The sequence below is a fragment of the Leptospira chreensis genome, assembly GCF_016919165.1.
Taxonomy (GTDB): domain Bacteria; phylum Spirochaetota; class Leptospiria; order Leptospirales; family Leptospiraceae; genus Leptospira_A; species Leptospira_A chreensis.
Genome location: NZ_JAFFPS010000024.1, coordinates 1 through 16,503, shown reverse-complemented (window position 1 = coordinate 16,503; position 16,503 = coordinate 1). Strand labels below are relative to the sequence as shown.

The following is a 16,503-nucleotide window of genomic DNA, read 5'->3' as shown; positions in this document are numbered from 1 at the left end:
TTCATCTGAAGAAGTCCAAAGGCCGTCCCCCTCAAAACAGAAGTATTCGAGCCCATAACAATTGTAAGATTCATCAGGTACCATTTCAGGAGACCAACTTTTAAAGTTTTGAATTCTTCCCACCTTTACTGATGGATCATGGATATAAATCCAATTATCGTCGAATACATTCTGTTCGGTTACAACTAAGGCTACAGTTAAAAAATCTCGATATCGAAGTGAATTTGCAGAATTTAGAGCATTTGCCGAAACTTCTGGATGAGCAATGGCTTGAAAAAGTTCTCTCATTGGCGCCGAAGAAATGACGTGATCACTTTCAAAAATCTCTTTCCCACCTGATTTTGTGACACCATGAACTTTCCAAACGTTATCAATCAGTTCGAGTTGATTTACAAACACACCCATCTTGATTTCACCACCCATCTCCTGGATTTTGCTGGCAGCAGCATCCCAAACCATTCCTGGCCCTCTTCTTGGATAGCGAAATGAATCGATTAGTGTTTTAATCAGCTTTGATTTATCTCTAACTTTCGACTTTGGTTTGATCGCGTTCCATATCGCTGAAGATAAGGATAATCCTTTGATTCTTTGTGCAGCCCAATCAGCAGAAATGTCTTTTGTATCCATTCCCCAAACTTTTTCAGTGTATGTCTTAAAAAAAATCGCGAATAATCTTTTTCCGAACTGATTCGTAACCCAATCTTCAAAATTCTTTGGATTTTTCACAGGGAAAATACTGGATTTTACATATGATAATACACAGAGAATTGATTCAATAATTCCTAAGTTAAACAAAGCCTCAAATGCTTTTAGAGGATATGCATAAAATTTGTTGTTATAATAAATTCGTGAAGAACGAGGACGGTCCAACATATCGTTGGGCAACAACTCGGTCCATAAGTCTTCTACTTCTTTGGACTTAGAAAAAAAACGATGTCCACCAATATCAAAATAAAATCCATTGATCGATTCTGTACGCGAAATTCCTCCCACATATCTTTCATCTGCTTCTAAAATGGTTACACCAAAGCCCTTCTTTGCTAATAAATAACCGGAAGTGAGTCCCGCAGGTCCGGCCCCTATGATAATAATATTTTTTTGAGATACCATTGATAATCCTTTTACATTTACTCTTAAACTATTTTTTACTCTTACATAAATACAATAAATTAGTATAAACAGACTTACATTCACCGGATTGGAAAAGTTGAACTAGTCGATCACTTAGTATGCTTTTATCCGTATAAAGATCTGTATGATTTAACAAGAAAGCCCCTTCTTTATTTACAAAACTCGCTTCCACGGTTTTGAAGTAGGTATCATCCGAGTTTAAATGTGGGGAATAAGAAGAGAATTGATTTGCACACGGTCGAACATTATTGATCAGGAAAAATTCTTGATCCCAATGCATAACTGATAAACAAGAACAATTATGATTCGGCTTAACAAATTTCTGTTTACAGAGATTTTCTTGAGCAATCCAAGTAGAATGATTAAGTGATATCGTTTTCTTTATCTCAATAAGTTGTGTTACAAAAGACAAAACTTGTGTAAGAGATATAAAAACGATTAACAAAACCAACCAACGTTTTCCGTAACTTCCAAAATTGAAACTGAACTTTTTAATCGCAAAAAGAAATACGGATTCAATTCGATGGATGGACTTTTGACCAATGATTAGCAAAAAGAAAAAGCAAACACCCATATTAACATCTGTTTTATAAGTTTGCGATGAAGAAATATTCCCCATTTCTGGAATCCTCCACGAATCCAATGGCAAAATAAGAATTGTAATACCAAGGAAACTGACTAAAACTAAATTTTGTCGACAGAGATAAATACAAATACATCCCAAAGCACAAACAAATAGCCGGTGATCGTAAACTGGACCGAATGAATGAATATTAAAAATATTTGAAGGAAAAAAGGAAATATTGCTCCAAATTGTATTGAGCATCTGGAAACCACTTCCTAGTCCCTGCGCTTTATTAGTCTCTATAATCCAATATTGAAAATTCAGATTTCCAGATTTAAAGAAAAGAAAAACTAGGATAATAACCGCAGGAATAAAGTGCAGAAACTTAATTTTCTTAATGTCTTGTAGTAAAAAAAACAAAAATGAAACTAAAAAAATTAAATCAGTAAATACATTGGTAAGACCGAAAAAAATTGAGAGTGCTATAAAATAAATAGCCGCTACCAAGTAAGCAAAATGCAATTTACGATCACTTAGATAATAATAAAATAAACTTAAATATGTTAATTGTAAAAATGGAAGGTAAGTTTCAGATAATACTCTAGTATAATCATAAAAAACAAACAGATTTAAAAAAATTAGGCAAAATAGAAACTTTAGAAAAAAAGTAGAATATATCTCTTTAACAACCAGCCTAATTGAAAAAAAGCTCAAAACAACAATGGTAAATATAGAAACAAACTGAGAAACCATTTGTATCACGATTGCGTTACTTGCTGAGTTAGAGAAAAAATCATTCGGTAAAATAGAAAAGAACAACGACAAATAGAGATACACACCTGGCATATGATTACTCGTTACATATTCGTTTAACTTTCCTCCCTTTGCCAAAAACAATGCATTTTTTATATTTTCATTCGCATCTCCAATATGCACATAACGCCAAATATCTATGTCATAAAGCCCAATATCAATACCCTTCAATTGAATTATTAGCAAAATTGCAAACAAAGAAAGAGAAACCAGAAGTGATTCCATAAAGGTTTTATATAAATGCTTTGAATATTCCATATTTTCCATAATTTACTTGATCGTCTCCTTAAACCAAGCTTCAGCTTTCCCCTTAATTTGGCTCCATTTCTCCTAAGAATTTCGGTGATTGATTTGAAAATTTATACATGTATATCGTATCTGAGCTTCAAACCAATCAAATTTAGCAACCCAAATTCGGAACAAGAGGGCCGGAAATAGGTAATACCAACCCCAAAGTCATTTCAAAATAGTTACTTTGCTCGTATATTGAAAATTACACTTAGAACGCAAATATGAGAGTTCTCAAATAGAACCTTTTTTTGATAGAACTGCAATTGATCGTTTCATTCGACTGTACAGAAACAAATCAACACGCGGAATCAATATCCTTAAAGTTTCGTAATAAAAATACAGAAGACCAATCCTACCCAGAATATAATCAAAGGCTAATTTCTGTCTATAAGACCAAAAACTATTAGATACACCCGTTGTATCGTTGATAGAGATTGGCATCTTTAAGTAAAAAAAATATTCTTTCGGCAAACTTAGAAAGAAAATATAATCAGAAATAATTAATTTCTTAGTTTCAATATATAAACCGTGCTGTTTATGTAAGCTTCTTTTATAAAGAATGGATTGATGGAGTAGCTCTCCCCTTTCATAATTTGCATATCCTGGCCGTAATTCTTTCGAATTTTTTAAAAGAGGACACAAAAACCAATCACCAAACAAAACCGACTTACTCTCTGGAATTTTACCTTTAAATACCTGAGATAAAGTCTTAGATGAATACAACCGATCACCTGAATTAAGAATGTTTAACCATTCACCCTTAGCATATCCAATTCCTTTGTTTATGGCGTTGTATATCCCACTATCTTTTTCGCTAACAAAGACATCAATATTCGATTTGTATTTTTCGACAACTTCCAATGTTCCATCGGTTGAGCCACCATCAATAATGATAAATTCAAAATCTTTAAAATCTTGTTCAATTACACTCTGAATCGTGTATTCTAAAAAGTGTCTGTTATTCAACACGATTGTAATGATTGACAACTTGGGTATTTTTTTCTTCATTGTTATGAATTTCTGGATCTATGTGAAGTATTTTGAAAAGCTAAATTTTAGCTAAGATGAGATACTCAATAAACAAGAGCAAAACAGTAAAAATGATCCCACCCGTTAATGAAAGAAACCAGAAGCGCAGAAGTCGACTTTTCCCAGCTCGATAGAGCTTTGACAACTCATCGCGTTCTTCATATATATTCTCTAGAAGATTTAATGTTAAATCAGAATAACCTTCCGATTTTAAATTCAATCCTCTGAAAAACTGAAAGTTAGATTCTAATTCTTTATAGTAAAATCGATGAACGGCAAAATTTTCTTTAGAAAAATAATAGTTTGTTAATAGCTTTATCTTAGCTTCTCTCAATTTCACCTCATGGAAGTGATAAAAAATCAACATAAAACTATGATCGGAAGCAATCTCCTTCAAAACAAAACTTGAGCCATCCGAGAATGTTACTAAATATTTTTCGAAATTCCAAGGAGCAACGCCACCTCCCAAATGCTTCAACACATGGACTCCTGAGAACCGAGTTTCCCAGTCGTCAAGATACATTTGGTCGCCAAACTTACCATCCTCAGTTCGAGCATAACACCACTCAATACAACGATCCGCCCACCAATTTAGGGCAACCATTCCCTCGGAATTATTCCTTATCATCAAAAACTGTACACAAAAGCGACCAGAAGTTTTAGTTTGATCATATCGTTCAGAATATCTGTGTTCAGTTAACAAAACAGAAGATGAACTCACCTCATCAAGAATTGGCTGAGGATTGGAGAAAAAAAATAAGTCAGCATCGACATAAGTGCAATGATCAATTTCAAACTTTTCAATACAATATTTGATTGTCCAAGGAGTGCAGGTCCAACAATACTCACCAGCACTCCTTGATGATTTAACTGAAAGTAGTTTGTCGTTCTCGAATTCTTTTAGAGATATTACTTTTGTATTTGAAATTGAAATTTTTCTTAGATTATCATAACACTCATCATCAAATGCAAAAATATACAAAAAACCATTTGGGTCTTTCTCAAGCAGGGATTTTGCCATAGTATAACCCCTGAGTAAATAATTAACGTCAAATAAGGTACAGTAATAGTTCATCTGAAAAACTGATTAATTTTGTTACAAACTTCAATAACATCCGATTCTGTATGGTAATATGATATCGGAAGGCTAAGGGTGGTATTATGAATTTCTTCTGAAATTGGATATTCTCCCGTTAATACTTTTTTCATAGCAACTTGCTTGTGAGGAGGAATCGGATAATGGATTTCCGTTTTAATATCATTTTTTGCTAAATGGTCTTTTAATTTATCCCTATGAGATGTCCTTACGTTAAAAATATGGTATACATCATAGTATTCTGAATCTACAACAGGAACGATGAGTTCCTTGGATAGGTTAGCAAAGTAAATAGCAGCTAAATTTCTTTTGTGCTGGTTTATCTCATCTAAAAAAGGTAATTTTATGTTAAGAAAATATGCTTGGATTTCATCTAATCGAGAATTAATACCTATAAGTAAATTCTCATATTTCTTTTCTGATCCGTAATTCCTTAGAGTTTTCAGTTTCAAAGCTAAGTTATGATCGTTTGTAACTATTGCGCCACCATCTCCAAGAGCACCCAAATTCTTTGTTGGATAAAAACTGAAACATCCAATTCCAAAAGTACCAGTTTTTTTCCCCTTATATCGCGAACCATGTGATTGGGCACAGTCTTCGATAAGATGTAAATTCCTTTCCGTTGCCAATTTGACAATCGGTTCCATATTACAGGATTTTCCATATAAATGTACGACAAGTATGGCATGCGTTTTATCAGTCAGCTTATCTTCAATTTTTGATGGATCTATATTATACGTTGCAATATCGGGTTCGACAAGAATAGGTATATGTCCAGTCCTTAACACGGCAAGAATTGTTGCTATGTATGTATTGGAAGGAACTATGATTTCCGATTTTGGAGGAAGATTCAGGGATTCGATCGCCAATATCATAGCATCCAAGCCGTTTCCAACTCCAACACAATAAGGACTTTCTAAATAATTTGCAAAACTTTCTTCAAATTTTCGAACAGATTGCCCTAGTATATACCAACCTGAATCTAAAAAAATTTGAAATTCCCTTTGCAGAGTTGTTTCAAATTTTTGATTTAATTTTTTTAGATTTTCATATTCTATCATTGATTATAAACTACTTTGAAAGTTCAGTAAACTCTTCGTAACTACGAATATAATCCGATTCATCATAATAATCTGAAGCAAATACCAAAAGAACACATCCTGCGGAAAACTCTTCCATTGTATGCCATAACATAGGTCCAAGATAAATACCAATGTTGTCTTTGTTCATTAGAATCTTTTGTTGGACTTTTCCATCGTCTAATCCCAATAAAAAGCTACCGCTAATACAAAAGATTACTTGTTCACATTTTTTGTGCGCATGTTTTCCCCGAATACTGACAGAATTCTCTAGTTGGTTAATGTAATACACTCTTTTGATTTCAAACGGAATTTCTTTCGAAGCATTGGCAATGATAAGATTCCCATCTCGTTCATCTTGAATTTTTGCCAGAGTCACAAGGCCAGAATGATTTACTTTTAAGTCAATAGAGTTCATATCTTACGCGCAAGAACCACATTATCAAGATACAAATTCGTATTTTTAGGCAATAAAAAAGAAATAAGAATTCCCAAGAGTTGAAATGGCCCAAAAAAGAAAACAAGTGAAAGCTTATATATAAACCAATTTTTGCTTAGGTTATAATAACAGTAAGTTGCAAAAAGCTGAAAAACGGTTAAAACAAAATCCCCTGTTTTAATTTGCTCCAAGACCTGAAAACCATTCTTTTCCAATAAATACTTTAACCCAAAAGAAGTATATCTTCCATAATCATACGGCTGCTCGTGTTCATCCCAAGAAAAAGGAACCGTCAATAATAATAGCCCATCTTTCTTTAAGACCCGATGGATTTCTGATAAAAAACTATCTGGCTCAAACACATGTTCGAGAACTTCTGTGGCAAGAGCAAATTCAAAAGATTTATTTTTAAAAGGGAATTTCTTACCATCATAAAAAAAATCAGCATCGGGGTTATTATTTGTTCCACCTTTCTCATAATCCATACCAATATAATTCTCAACAGCAAACAAAGGCTGATATGGTTTTGTTCCACATCCAATATCTAGTAGTTGACCACCAGAAAATTGTTTCGAAAAGTTTGAAATGGCTTGATATAGTGCCCTTCTAGTAATGTAGAATGGATTTCTAAAAACATAGCGAACATTTGGAAGAAATGCTGGATTTATATTATTTTCTTTCAAAGAGCAATCCTTTAAATACTATTTTCTCATCTTTCAACTGAAGACTATCAACTCCATTAAATTCAAAAACTTTATTATAATTTGTATTTAGAACAGATTCAAAATGATTTTGATTAAATATATATGCAGGATAACTTCCTTCATAAATTTCCTTCGGAACATACTCTACACAGATTCTAGTTTCAACCGATTCTTTTACAAAGAAAGGTGTCCGATCTATTAAAATAAACTTCACGTTTTTATCGACTACAGATTTCAATATTTGCTGCCAATCTTTTATGTATGGCAGAGAACTGGAAAAAATAACAAGATTAGCTTCCCTTTCTTTACTAAATTCATTCATATCATAATAAAATTTTAAAGTTTCATTCTCAAAAAATTTCTTTCCAGATGAAACGAATAAGCCTTGTTCGATGATAGACCACTCAAGTCGCTTCAACCGACTTAATAAGCCCCTATTTTGAAAGTAAACGCTACCTAAAGATCCCCCGAAATCGATTACAAATAAATTGTTTTCTTCGCGAGAAATTACATAATAAAGCATAGATAAAAAAACTGGAGAATACTCATTTTTATAAAATAATACAGAATCTCTTTCGAATACTGCCTTCCCAGCTATTACTTCCCTGGTTGCTTCTACAACTTTATCCAAGATCTTCTCAGAATCATAACCGGATGAACTGGCTAACGCCATATCCCAAGTATCAAAATTCCCCCTGAACCAGTATATAGATTTGTGGTTAAGGAAAGTTAGTATCTTTCTGATTATTTTTGAAATCATCTCGATCCTTTTATCCGATTTATCTTTGAAGTAAACCAATACTTAATTTTATCAAATAAAGAAGGTTGAAAACTTTTTAAATATTCCATGTGTGCCAATCTCGATTTGTTTATTAACTCCAGACTCAATTCCAATTTTATTGGAATCACTTCTTCTCTATATACAGGAACATTTAATGGATCGCTAGTTTTCAAAGAATAATTTGAAGCTTCGGAATCATTACCTATATGAAGAACCATTGACTTAGTCGGATAATAGGTATACATATCTTCCAAAAAGGCACTTGCCATCCATCGGATCGCCCAAGAATTCACAAGACCACGATTTTGCAATTTTAACATTTCAAAATAATTATACGAATTATCGAAATTAAAATCAGAAACTAAATTGCGACTTTCAAGTTGATCAATCAACAGACCACTATCTGGATTAAATTTTTTCCAAGCTCGATTCCAAGTTCCCCATCCTAAACAATCAGCTCCACGAATAAAGACACCATCGTCTAACTTAAACTTTTTTGCTCTCTTTTCGTAATAAGAATAACCTACTACTTGTGAAATTCTTTCATTATTTTCATAAATATCTAAAGCTTGATTCATAAATTTAAGAAAATAAGGGGCAGTGACTAAATCATCCTCTAATACAATAACATTCCCATACTTACCAACAATCCCGCTCACACCATCGATTATATTTGCAGCAAGCCCAACATTTTTTTCTCTAAAGACTAAATTTATTTTTTTAAATCCATCTAAGGAAGTAAGTATACTCCGAACTTCTTTAACTTTAAATTTCGAACTATCATCTTTGGGTCCGTCGCTATAAACAAACAATTCCGTTTCAAGAGCCAAATGATTTGCTTTCAATGCATTTACAGTTTCAAGTAAATGTTTCGGTCTATTATAAGTAAATAATACGACTGGTGCAAAAGTCTTCACGATTTAGGCCCTAAATAACTTACTAGTTGAAATATCGGCGATTGAAATAATATTCCGTGTATCCACAATTAAATTTGAACACTTAACTAAATTTTCATAATTAGTTTTCTCTTTATAAAAGTCATGATCAGCAGAAATCAAAATGCAGTCGTATTGAGAAATATTACCAGGAGATAATTCAATACTCTTTTTTTTCAGATCATAACCATGCCCACTTGTTGGTAGCGTCACAAAAGGATCATTATAATCAACTATTGCACCATCATCCTCCAACAATTTGATTAGTTTTAAGGATGGTGACTCCCTTATGTCATCGACATTCTTTTTATAGGCAAGACCTAAGATCAGAATTTTTGAACCGTTTACACATTTTTTCACAGTATTCAAAGCACTATGTACTTTTTGTACTACGAAGTAAGGCATTTTTGTATTGATTTCACCTGCCAATTCAATAAAGCGTGTTGAAAAGTCGTATTCCTTAGCTTTCCAAGTTAAATAGAATGGATCGATTGGAATACAATGCCCACCGAGTCCAGGTCCAGGATAGAATGCCTGAAAACCAAATGGTTTGGTTTTTGCAGCATCAATCACTTCATAAATATCGATATTCATTTTATCGAATAATAACTTTAATTCATTCACCAAAGCAATATTAACTGCACGATAGATATTTTCCAGTAACTTGGATGACTCCGCAACGCGTGTGGAACTTACAGGCACGACGTCCTTAATGATTAATGAATATAACGATTGAGCTGCTTTTAAACAACCCTCAGTGAAACCCCCGACAACCTTAGGTATTGAAGAAGTAGAAAAATGTTTATTCGCTGGATCTTCCCTTTCTGGAGAAAAGGCCAGAAAAAAATCATTACCTGCTTTAAGTCCAGAGGTTTCCAAAATTGGTTTTACGACTTCCTCTGTTGTACCTGGATAAGTAGTAGATTCTAACACCACCAGCTGATCTTTTCTTATATATTTAGAAATCATTTCTGCAGTATGAGTTACATAAGACAAATCTGGTTCCTTATAATTGTTTAATGGCGTAGGAACACAAATAATGATACAATCAACGTCTTTTAAAATTGAAAAGTCAGAGGTTCCAGTAAATTTTCCCTTAACGTTAATCAAACGCTCTGAAGGGATGTGTTTTAAATAAGATTTGTTAACATTGATCGAATCAACTTTTTCTTTATCTAAATCAAAGCCGATTACCGTAATCTCTCTATTTGCAAATTCAATTGCCAAAGGCAGACCAACATACCCTAACCCAATTATGCCGACGGTGACGTTCTTATTAATTATTTTGTTTGATAATTCCATATTTTTATACTTACTTTATTTAAAATTTAAATTCTTATAATACCTAATCATAGGAACTGGATTAAAACTCGAACATTGAAGTTTGAAAATTGACCAAGTTGACGGAACGAAGCCATAAAACAAAAAAGAGGCAAATGCATTTGAAATAACGGAAGCCCAAGAAGCACCAATAGACCCATATTCTGGGATCCAAAGAAAATTTAAAATTAAATTTATAAACAACCCGGAAACCGTTCTAAATAGAGAAAGGTTTTGGCGATTTTCGACCAATAAACGTCTCGAAGATGATACACCTAGCGCAGTAAAAACAAGAGTAAATGCATAAATTTTCAAAATTGGGATTGCCCTCAAGTATTCCATTCCAAAAAAGAAAACAATTAAGGTATCAGAAAATAGATAAAATGAAACTGAAATCAGAATACAAATATACAATGTTGATGATGTCAACATATATGTTGCCCGATCTAAATCCTGAATCGATTTCGATTTTTCTTCAACAAGCATCGGTAAAAAGGAAGAAGTAATCAACATAGGCACAAAATATAAATTTTCAACAAAACGAATTCCGACAGAAAAAATACCCAAATCTACATTTCCTAACATAGATTTAATCATGATCTGATCCATTTTCATGTAAAACGTCACAGCAAAACCTGAAATGATCAAAGGGTAGGAATCTCTTAATATATCTATTAAAATCACACTATTTAACTTTGATTTCTTCAATGGAACAGTTTTAGAGAAACCTAAATATAAGTAGGCCAAAGCAATCAGTAAAATCTCGAGTGGGACAAGGAAAACAAAGTAATACAAATTCAATTTAAAAAAAATACCAATTAACTTCAAAAAAGAAGAAATTAAAAAAATAAACAATCCAACCCTTACAATAAACTTAGATTCGTATCTTGAATTAAAATATGATTCCAAAATGAACGGTCCATAAAACAGACCCGAGGAAGCCACAATGACAATAAGCAGAAATTCTTCAAATGTGAAAAAATAATATCCTATGGGCAAAGCAACCATAGTCGCAATAAAACCACCGCAAAACTTTAATAAAAGTCCCATTGCCAGAATAGACTCAGTATTCTCAGGTTCCTGCACTAAATTGCGTGTAATGATTTCCTCAATACCTGAATTAATTAAAAAACCAAAAATTCCAAAAAAACTAACAGCAAAAACAATAAGACCAAGATCTGCTGGCCCTAAATATCGTGCCATCAAAGATGAAATCAAAAGAGTAATTGGAATCCGAATGAGTTTATCGGAAAACAACCAATAAAGATTTAAAAATCGAAATGATTTAAAAAGTTTCATTAAAAATTAAATATCTTAAAAAAATAGTAAAATGGTTCAAAAGAATAAGCCGGTATTGAAAAAAATAAATTAAAGCCTGTTGATTCTTTCGGAATCATAAACAAATGAATGCGTAAATAGTTAATACTAACCAAAATTACAAATATTCTATACACGTTAATGACACGATAAACTGATACTATTTTCAAAAAACCTACTAACACAAAAAAGGTGAGCATGCCTAACCGTAAAGGTAAAAAAGGATATTGAAAAAAAAGTATATAGGCAGCCAAAAAAAGGAAATAAACATTCCTATAGAATTCCTGTTTGTTTGGACGAAAGATAATAAAGCCAACTAAACTAAAAAAAGTAATACGTAGAATCGCAAAAAAGAAAACTTTATGATCCTCTCGCAATTCCAAATTTAAATAACTATACAAACTTCCAATTACAGAGGCATTCGGAACAATACCTGCCTGCACAAGCTGAATCAGGAATGGTTGCAACAACTTAAGGAAAATTAAACCAACAAATAAAACGCTTAAAGATTTTTTTAAACTTAATTTAGAAAGCCAAAGCAAAAAAAACATTAGAACTGAAGATGAATGTACTAATGTGGCGATAACCAAAATAAGAATTCCCTTCCAATTTCTAAATGCTGAAAAAGCAATCAAAGTCAATGGAAGCGCAATCATCTGCCGAACAGCCTGCGTAGACATAAAATAACCAAAATAGAATAAGGAAATCCCAATGATGACAGCGCGGTATTTTATCTTAAACTGCGAAACGGCATAGAGTTCTAACCAAAGGAAGAAAAAGCCAGAACTTAGGATGGAAAAAAGAAAGAGGAAAAAATCAGGACTTAGTAAGTAAGGTAAATAGCTCTTAAAAAGCTTTAATACAAAGTAAAATAGAAAATCTGTATAAACCATCCCTTCCCAGTTCGAAAAATCTCCAGAAATATGATTATAAAACCAATAATAATAATTTAAATCATCAGATGGGCTTACTAGCCTTTCTCTTGAAGCAATAACAACCGATTGCCCGATGATTAATATTAAACCTAACCCAACTCTAAAGGTTTTAGGTAACCTTTCACTATACAAAACAAGAATAAAAAATGATAAAAAAACACTAACTACAGGTGAATAAGGAATCATTACCAGTAAAAGGATTATAGTAAAATTGAAACTATGCTGATTCCAAAATTTTGCCTTTTCACCTAAGTTAAAAAAATCAAAAAAGGCAGCTACTCTCCTCTCAACAAAAAATGCCTTCCGGAAAAGATACAAAACAAACTCTTTGTAGTATTTCATCGTGTTCTCTTAAAAATTGAAATGGACTTTCTGCTTGGTTTTGTTATAAATTCTGTATTTTCGCTCAAATAATTAAATCGATCCAACGAATACCAATCTAATCCATCGGCCTTGTAAACAGAAACCCAATAATCCCACTTTAACTCCTCTTTTATTAATTTTTGTGGGCCAGAAAAAAACTTTGGATCTTCAAAGTAGTATACATAAGAATTTGGAAAGATCTTTGAATATATTATCTCTTTTTGCGGCAAATCAGAACAAAAAAGAGTATGGAATGTTGTAAATTGTTTAGTTGGATTTCTATATTCAGTAATAAAGATAATACTAGGATCTGTTGAAAGCTCTTTGTAAGTTTCTTTTAGATTCTGACTTTCGATACTATTGAATTTAAAAAACCTCTCATTGAAAGCTACATTGAATATGACGGAAAACAATGTAATCACCATAAAAAATAGATAAATTGAATAATACCGTTTCGTATAAACTATGAAAGAGGCTAATAATAAGGGAGAAAGCGCAACTAGAAGATAGTTATAACCATAATGTTTCAATGTAGCAAGAAAACCACCGAAAAATGCAATAATTGCCCAGACAACTAGCGGATCTAACTTTAGCAAAACAGCTTTAAATGAATATCCATCGAATAGCTTTTTGAAAACAGCGGTATATAAAATAAAAAGAACAAGAAGAAAAATTGTAATAGTTGAAAAGATATTATTAGTAGAGAGAAAATACTTAAAATTCGAAACCAATGTAGAAAAGTCAATAAAGGTATGTGAACCTGCACCCATTCGCCCACTGTTAGAAAACAGTGCCTTATGAGAAGATACCATATGCAAAAAACCTTCCGAACCAAAAAAAATAGTAGATAATACAAATGTAGCTAGAAGGAAAGTTAACGTATAAACGATAACACCTCCAAGTATAATAAGTTTTCTTTGCACTATTCCAAAACAAACAAGCGTAACGAAAAAGGAAAGTATCCAAACTATATAGGGCAATTTGTTTAAGTAAACAAGAGATGACAATAACCCCAAATTTAAATAAAACTGAATTGAGTTTAAAGGATTCTTAACATTTTTCCAAACTAAAGCCCAAATTAAAATTAGCGGAATAGCAAAATAATCATTCGTAAAATGAATAAATGTATGTGTATATTCTCCAGTGATTCCGTATAAAATTCCAATTAAAGGAATCAAGTGAAAAAATTTAAGTCTAAACGCAGTCCAAAATAGGCAAAAACAAAGTAAAACACTAGATGTAACAGAAGACATTAGAAAAAAAATGAAAGAATTGGTCAACGTAGACGCCGCAAGATCAATTCCATTGGTGTGAAACCAAGTTGCTATATTAACAAAAAAATAAATTAACCAGGAAAAAATCTGAAACAATAAACCTGGGTGTGTAATTGCAAAATAACCACTGCGATCTTCATTGTAACCTCTAATCCAAAAATCAAGACTTAATGCATGCCCCAAGTGGAGGTCTGCGTAATCATTATTTAGAACTTCCGCATCGAGTGAATATTTTAACTGAAAATAGATAGGAAGAAGAAGAATTGCTAATGAAACAATAACTGAAAAAATAAATTTAAAACTTTTTATTTGCATATTAAACCAATTAATTTGTATTGCGCTAGCGGGCGCCAAAACCTGTCAAAATTGTTTTCACAGTTTTAACCGTGATCAGCAAATCTAACCAGAAAGAGAAATTTTTTATATAATAGAAATCGTATTCTAATTTCACCTTCATACCATCAACTTCTGCCGCATAACCCTGTTCCACCTGCGCCCACCCGCTAATGCCTGGACGCACTACATGCCTGTATGCAAAAAATGGTACATCTTGTTCATACCATTTTGACAATTCATAAGATTCAGGCCGAGGACCAATAAAACTCATTTGTCCGATTAGGATGTTAAAAATCTGAGGAAGTTCATCAATACGATACTTCCTTAAAAATTTCCCAACTTTTGTAATGCGCGGATCATCTGCTGGATTGGTAAAACCACCACCTTTTGTATCCGTATACATCGTTCGAAATTTAATCATTCGAAAGATTCTTCCTCTAAATCCCATTCGAGGTTGGATAAAAAAAGCAGATCCTTTTGATTCAATGCGAATCAAAATGGCGACTATCAATAGAAAAGGAGATAAGATTGGAATGAACAAAATGGAAGCAAAAAGATCAATTAGCCTTTTGATTACTTCATAACTTGATGAAGGTAACAAACTACCAAATTCATTTTCTGTTAAGTGATCAATCTTAACCCTTCCCGTTAATGCTTCCTGTATTTTCTTTATGCTATAAACGGGAATTCTTGATAACGTACATTTTGCCAAAAACTTCTCCCAATCAGGAGTCATCTCAGTACTCTGAAAGTCTGCAACGATGGCATTAAATCTTTGGTTCGTCAAATCGGGAGAATCAATTATTTTAAACAAAGCTCCATGCATATTTTTTAGGTTCCGAGCATTGCCAAACGGAAGAAGTGCATATCTAACCAGTCGGTAGCGACGTCCCAAAAAAAAGCCAAGGAAACACCAAGCCAAAGTTACAAAATAACCGACTGCAAAAACTTGTATCGAATAACTCATTCTTGTGATTAAAATAAATAATATCGGAACCAAAAAAGAAAAAGTAGTAATTGGCAGAATATAAGCAGAGGTTTCCGATCCGGGCAATCGAAATAAATTCCGTAGAGCAAGTGTTGCTACAAAAAATGATATTACACAAGTTCCGAGAGATGTCACTACATTCGGATCTGGATGATTCCAAAATTGCAGTCCCCAAAGTGGGATCGCCGAACAAAGAATAATGACAAATAAACCAGAAAATAACTGAAAACTATAACTTAAAAATATAAGTTCAAACCATCGAGAATGTCGCCTTGTATATTCGGAATCCAGTAGAGTCACTTAATACATCCAAGAATGGTATCAACTGTTGTTTCAACAGAGAAAACGGACTTTGAGAGTTTTTTAGCATTCATTCCAATGGATTTTCGAGTTTCAAGATCTAATAATCTCTTCGCATTTTCAAATATTAAATCATCTCTCGTGGATTCACAGACATACCCACTTCCCGATTGATTGATTAGGTTTTCCAAATCATTTCCAAAATTTACTGCGCCAAGAACAGGTTTTCCCGAATTCAAATATCCTAATATTTTTCCAGGAAAATTGTGCGATTTATGATCTTTATGAAGGGAGAACAAACCAACATCAATTTCAAGTAACAATGAAGAAAATTCATCTTGCGAAATCGGGGGAAAATAAGAGACGTTAGCTGAAGAATTATTTTTGATATAATCTTTTACAATAGGAACTTCATCGCCATCACCAACAAACAAAAAGTGAACTTCAGGAAATACCTCCATCTTTTTAGAAAGAGTAAGTAAAATACTCATATCTTGAGCTTTCCCAATATTTCCGCCGTAGAAAAAAATAGTTTTATCCTTCAGGTTAAACTTTTCCCTATATCTGCTTAGCTTCGGAAGATGATTCTCTGTATTACTCCAGTTGTAAAGTAAAACTACTTTATCGGCAAAATCGGGAGATATGTTCTTAAAGTATGTTATGTTAGCTGGAGACTGAATTCCAATATAGTCAGCCTCTAAATAATTCCATCTTTCAAAGTAACGGAAAAATTTTGCCAAAAGAGAGTTTTCTTTTAACATTCCGTTATCGATTACCCATTGAGGAAAAAAATCTCTCAAAATTAAG

General features: G+C 32.8%; 15 protein-coding genes. All 15 read right to left on the bottom strand.

Annotation, left to right across the window (positions count from 1 at the left end; genetic code table 11):
- The coding region (locus tag JWG41_RS07370) for an NAD(P)/FAD-dependent oxidoreductase (RefSeq protein ID WP_332461285.1) at positions 1–1,194 on the bottom strand (1,194 nt) is incomplete at its 3' end.
- Entirely contained in the window at positions 1,139–2,776 is a 1,638-nt protein-coding gene (locus tag JWG41_RS07365; RefSeq protein WP_205269286.1) for a hypothetical protein, read from the bottom strand. The genes JWG41_RS07365 and JWG41_RS07370, both read right to left, overlap by 56 nt.
- 255 nt (positions 2,777–3,031) lie before the next feature.
- On the bottom strand, positions 3,032–3,808 hold the full coding sequence (locus tag JWG41_RS07360) for a glycosyltransferase family 2 protein (protein ID WP_205269285.1): 777 nt from the start codon (positions 3,806–3,808) through the stop codon (positions 3,032–3,034).
- 40 nt (positions 3,809–3,848) lie between these two features.
- Positions 3,849–4,850 carry a hypothetical protein gene (locus JWG41_RS07355; protein ID WP_205269284.1) on the bottom strand — a complete coding sequence of 334 codons (1,002 nt, stop codon included), beginning with the start codon at positions 4,848–4,850 and terminating at the stop codon, positions 3,849–3,851.
- A 50-nt stretch (positions 4,851–4,900) separates the two neighbouring features.
- Positions 4,901–5,986, bottom strand: coding sequence for a DegT/DnrJ/EryC1/StrS family aminotransferase (locus JWG41_RS07350; RefSeq protein ID WP_205269283.1), 1,086 nt, complete (start codon positions 5,984–5,986; stop codon positions 4,901–4,903).
- 10 nt (positions 5,987–5,996) lie between these two features.
- Entirely contained in the window at positions 5,997–6,422 is a 426-nt protein-coding gene (locus JWG41_RS07345) for a sugar 3,4-ketoisomerase (protein WP_205269282.1), read from the bottom strand.
- On the bottom strand, positions 6,419–7,126 hold the full coding sequence (locus JWG41_RS07340) for a class I SAM-dependent methyltransferase (protein ID WP_232373848.1): 708 nt from the start codon (positions 7,124–7,126) through the stop codon (positions 6,419–6,421). The genes JWG41_RS07345 and JWG41_RS07340 overlap by 4 nt, the downstream gene beginning before the upstream one ends.
- Positions 7,113–7,907, bottom strand: a complete 795-nt coding sequence (locus tag JWG41_RS07335; RefSeq protein ID WP_205269281.1) for a methyltransferase, TIGR04325 family — start codon at positions 7,905–7,907, stop codon at positions 7,113–7,115. Before JWG41_RS07335 ends, JWG41_RS07340 begins: the two co-directional genes overlap by 14 nt.
- Complete coding sequence (locus JWG41_RS07330) at positions 7,904–8,845, bottom strand: glycosyltransferase (RefSeq protein ID WP_205269280.1); 942 nt, start codon at positions 8,843–8,845, stop codon at positions 7,904–7,906. The genes JWG41_RS07335 and JWG41_RS07330 overlap by 4 nt, the downstream gene beginning before the upstream one ends.
- 3 nt (positions 8,846–8,848) lie before the next feature.
- The gene (locus JWG41_RS07325; RefSeq protein ID WP_205269279.1) at positions 8,849–10,165 is read right to left on the bottom strand and encodes a nucleotide sugar dehydrogenase; all 1,317 of its coding nucleotides are present in this window, start codon (positions 10,163–10,165) and stop codon (positions 8,849–8,851) included.
- Positions 10,166–10,180: 15 nt separating this feature from the next.
- On the bottom strand, positions 10,181–11,482 hold the full coding sequence (locus JWG41_RS07320; protein ID WP_205269278.1) for a flippase: 1,302 nt from the start codon (positions 11,480–11,482) through the stop codon (positions 10,181–10,183).
- A complete protein-coding gene (locus JWG41_RS07315; RefSeq protein WP_205269277.1) occupies positions 11,482–12,777 on the bottom strand; it encodes an EpsG family protein in 1,296 nt (431 codons plus the stop codon). The genes JWG41_RS07320 and JWG41_RS07315 overlap by 1 nt, the downstream gene beginning before the upstream one ends.
- Entirely contained in the window at positions 12,774–14,387 is a 1,614-nt protein-coding gene (locus tag JWG41_RS07310) for a hypothetical protein (RefSeq protein ID WP_205269276.1), read from the bottom strand. Before JWG41_RS07310 ends, JWG41_RS07315 begins: the two co-directional genes overlap by 4 nt.
- A 25-nt stretch (positions 14,388–14,412) precedes the next feature.
- A complete protein-coding gene (locus tag JWG41_RS07305) occupies positions 14,413–15,687 on the bottom strand; it encodes an exopolysaccharide biosynthesis polyprenyl glycosylphosphotransferase (RefSeq protein WP_205269288.1) in 1,275 nt (424 codons plus the stop codon).
- A gap of 5 nt (positions 15,688–15,692) precedes the next feature.
- Positions 15,693–16,457 (bottom strand): glycosyltransferase family 4 protein, encoded by a 765-nt coding sequence (locus JWG41_RS07300; protein WP_205269275.1) that lies wholly within the window; start codon positions 16,455–16,457, stop codon positions 15,693–15,695.
- Between the last annotated feature and the right edge of the window lie 46 nt (positions 16,458–16,503).

Excerpts from the sequence above, each read along its gene's own strand:
- JWG41_RS07365 (WP_205269286.1), bottom strand. The coding sequence starts at position 2,776 with ATGGAAAATATGGAATATTCAAAGCATTTATATAAAACCTTTATGGAA.
- JWG41_RS07360 (WP_205269285.1), bottom strand. The coding sequence starts at position 3,808 with ATGAAGAAAAAAATACCCAAGTTGTCAATCATTACAATCGTGTTGAAT.
- JWG41_RS07355 (WP_205269284.1), bottom strand. The coding sequence starts at position 4,850 with ATGGCAAAATCCCTGCTTGAGAAAGACCCAAATGGTTTTTTGTATATT.
- JWG41_RS07350 (WP_205269283.1), bottom strand. The coding sequence starts at position 5,986 with ATGATAGAATATGAAAATCTAAAAAAATTAAATCAAAAATTTGAAACA.
- JWG41_RS07345 (WP_205269282.1), bottom strand. The coding sequence starts at position 6,422 with ATGAACTCTATTGACTTAAAAGTAAATCATTCTGGCCTTGTGACTCTG.
- JWG41_RS07335 (WP_205269281.1), bottom strand. The coding sequence starts at position 7,907 with ATGATTTCAAAAATAATCAGAAAGATACTAACTTTCCTTAACCACAAA.
- JWG41_RS07325 (WP_205269279.1), bottom strand. The coding sequence starts at position 10,165 with ATGGAATTATCAAACAAAATAATTAATAAGAACGTCACCGTCGGCATA.
- JWG41_RS07320 (WP_205269278.1), bottom strand. The coding sequence starts at position 11,482 with ATGAAACTTTTTAAATCATTTCGATTTTTAAATCTTTATTGGTTGTTT.
- JWG41_RS07315 (WP_205269277.1), bottom strand. The coding sequence starts at position 12,777 with ATGAAATACTACAAAGAGTTTGTTTTGTATCTTTTCCGGAAGGCATTT.
- JWG41_RS07310 (WP_205269276.1), bottom strand. The coding sequence starts at position 14,387 with ATGCAAATAAAAAGTTTTAAATTTATTTTTTCAGTTATTGTTTCATTA.
- JWG41_RS07300 (WP_205269275.1), bottom strand. The coding sequence starts at position 16,457 with ATGTTAAAAGAAAACTCTCTTTTGGCAAAATTTTTCCGTTACTTTGAA.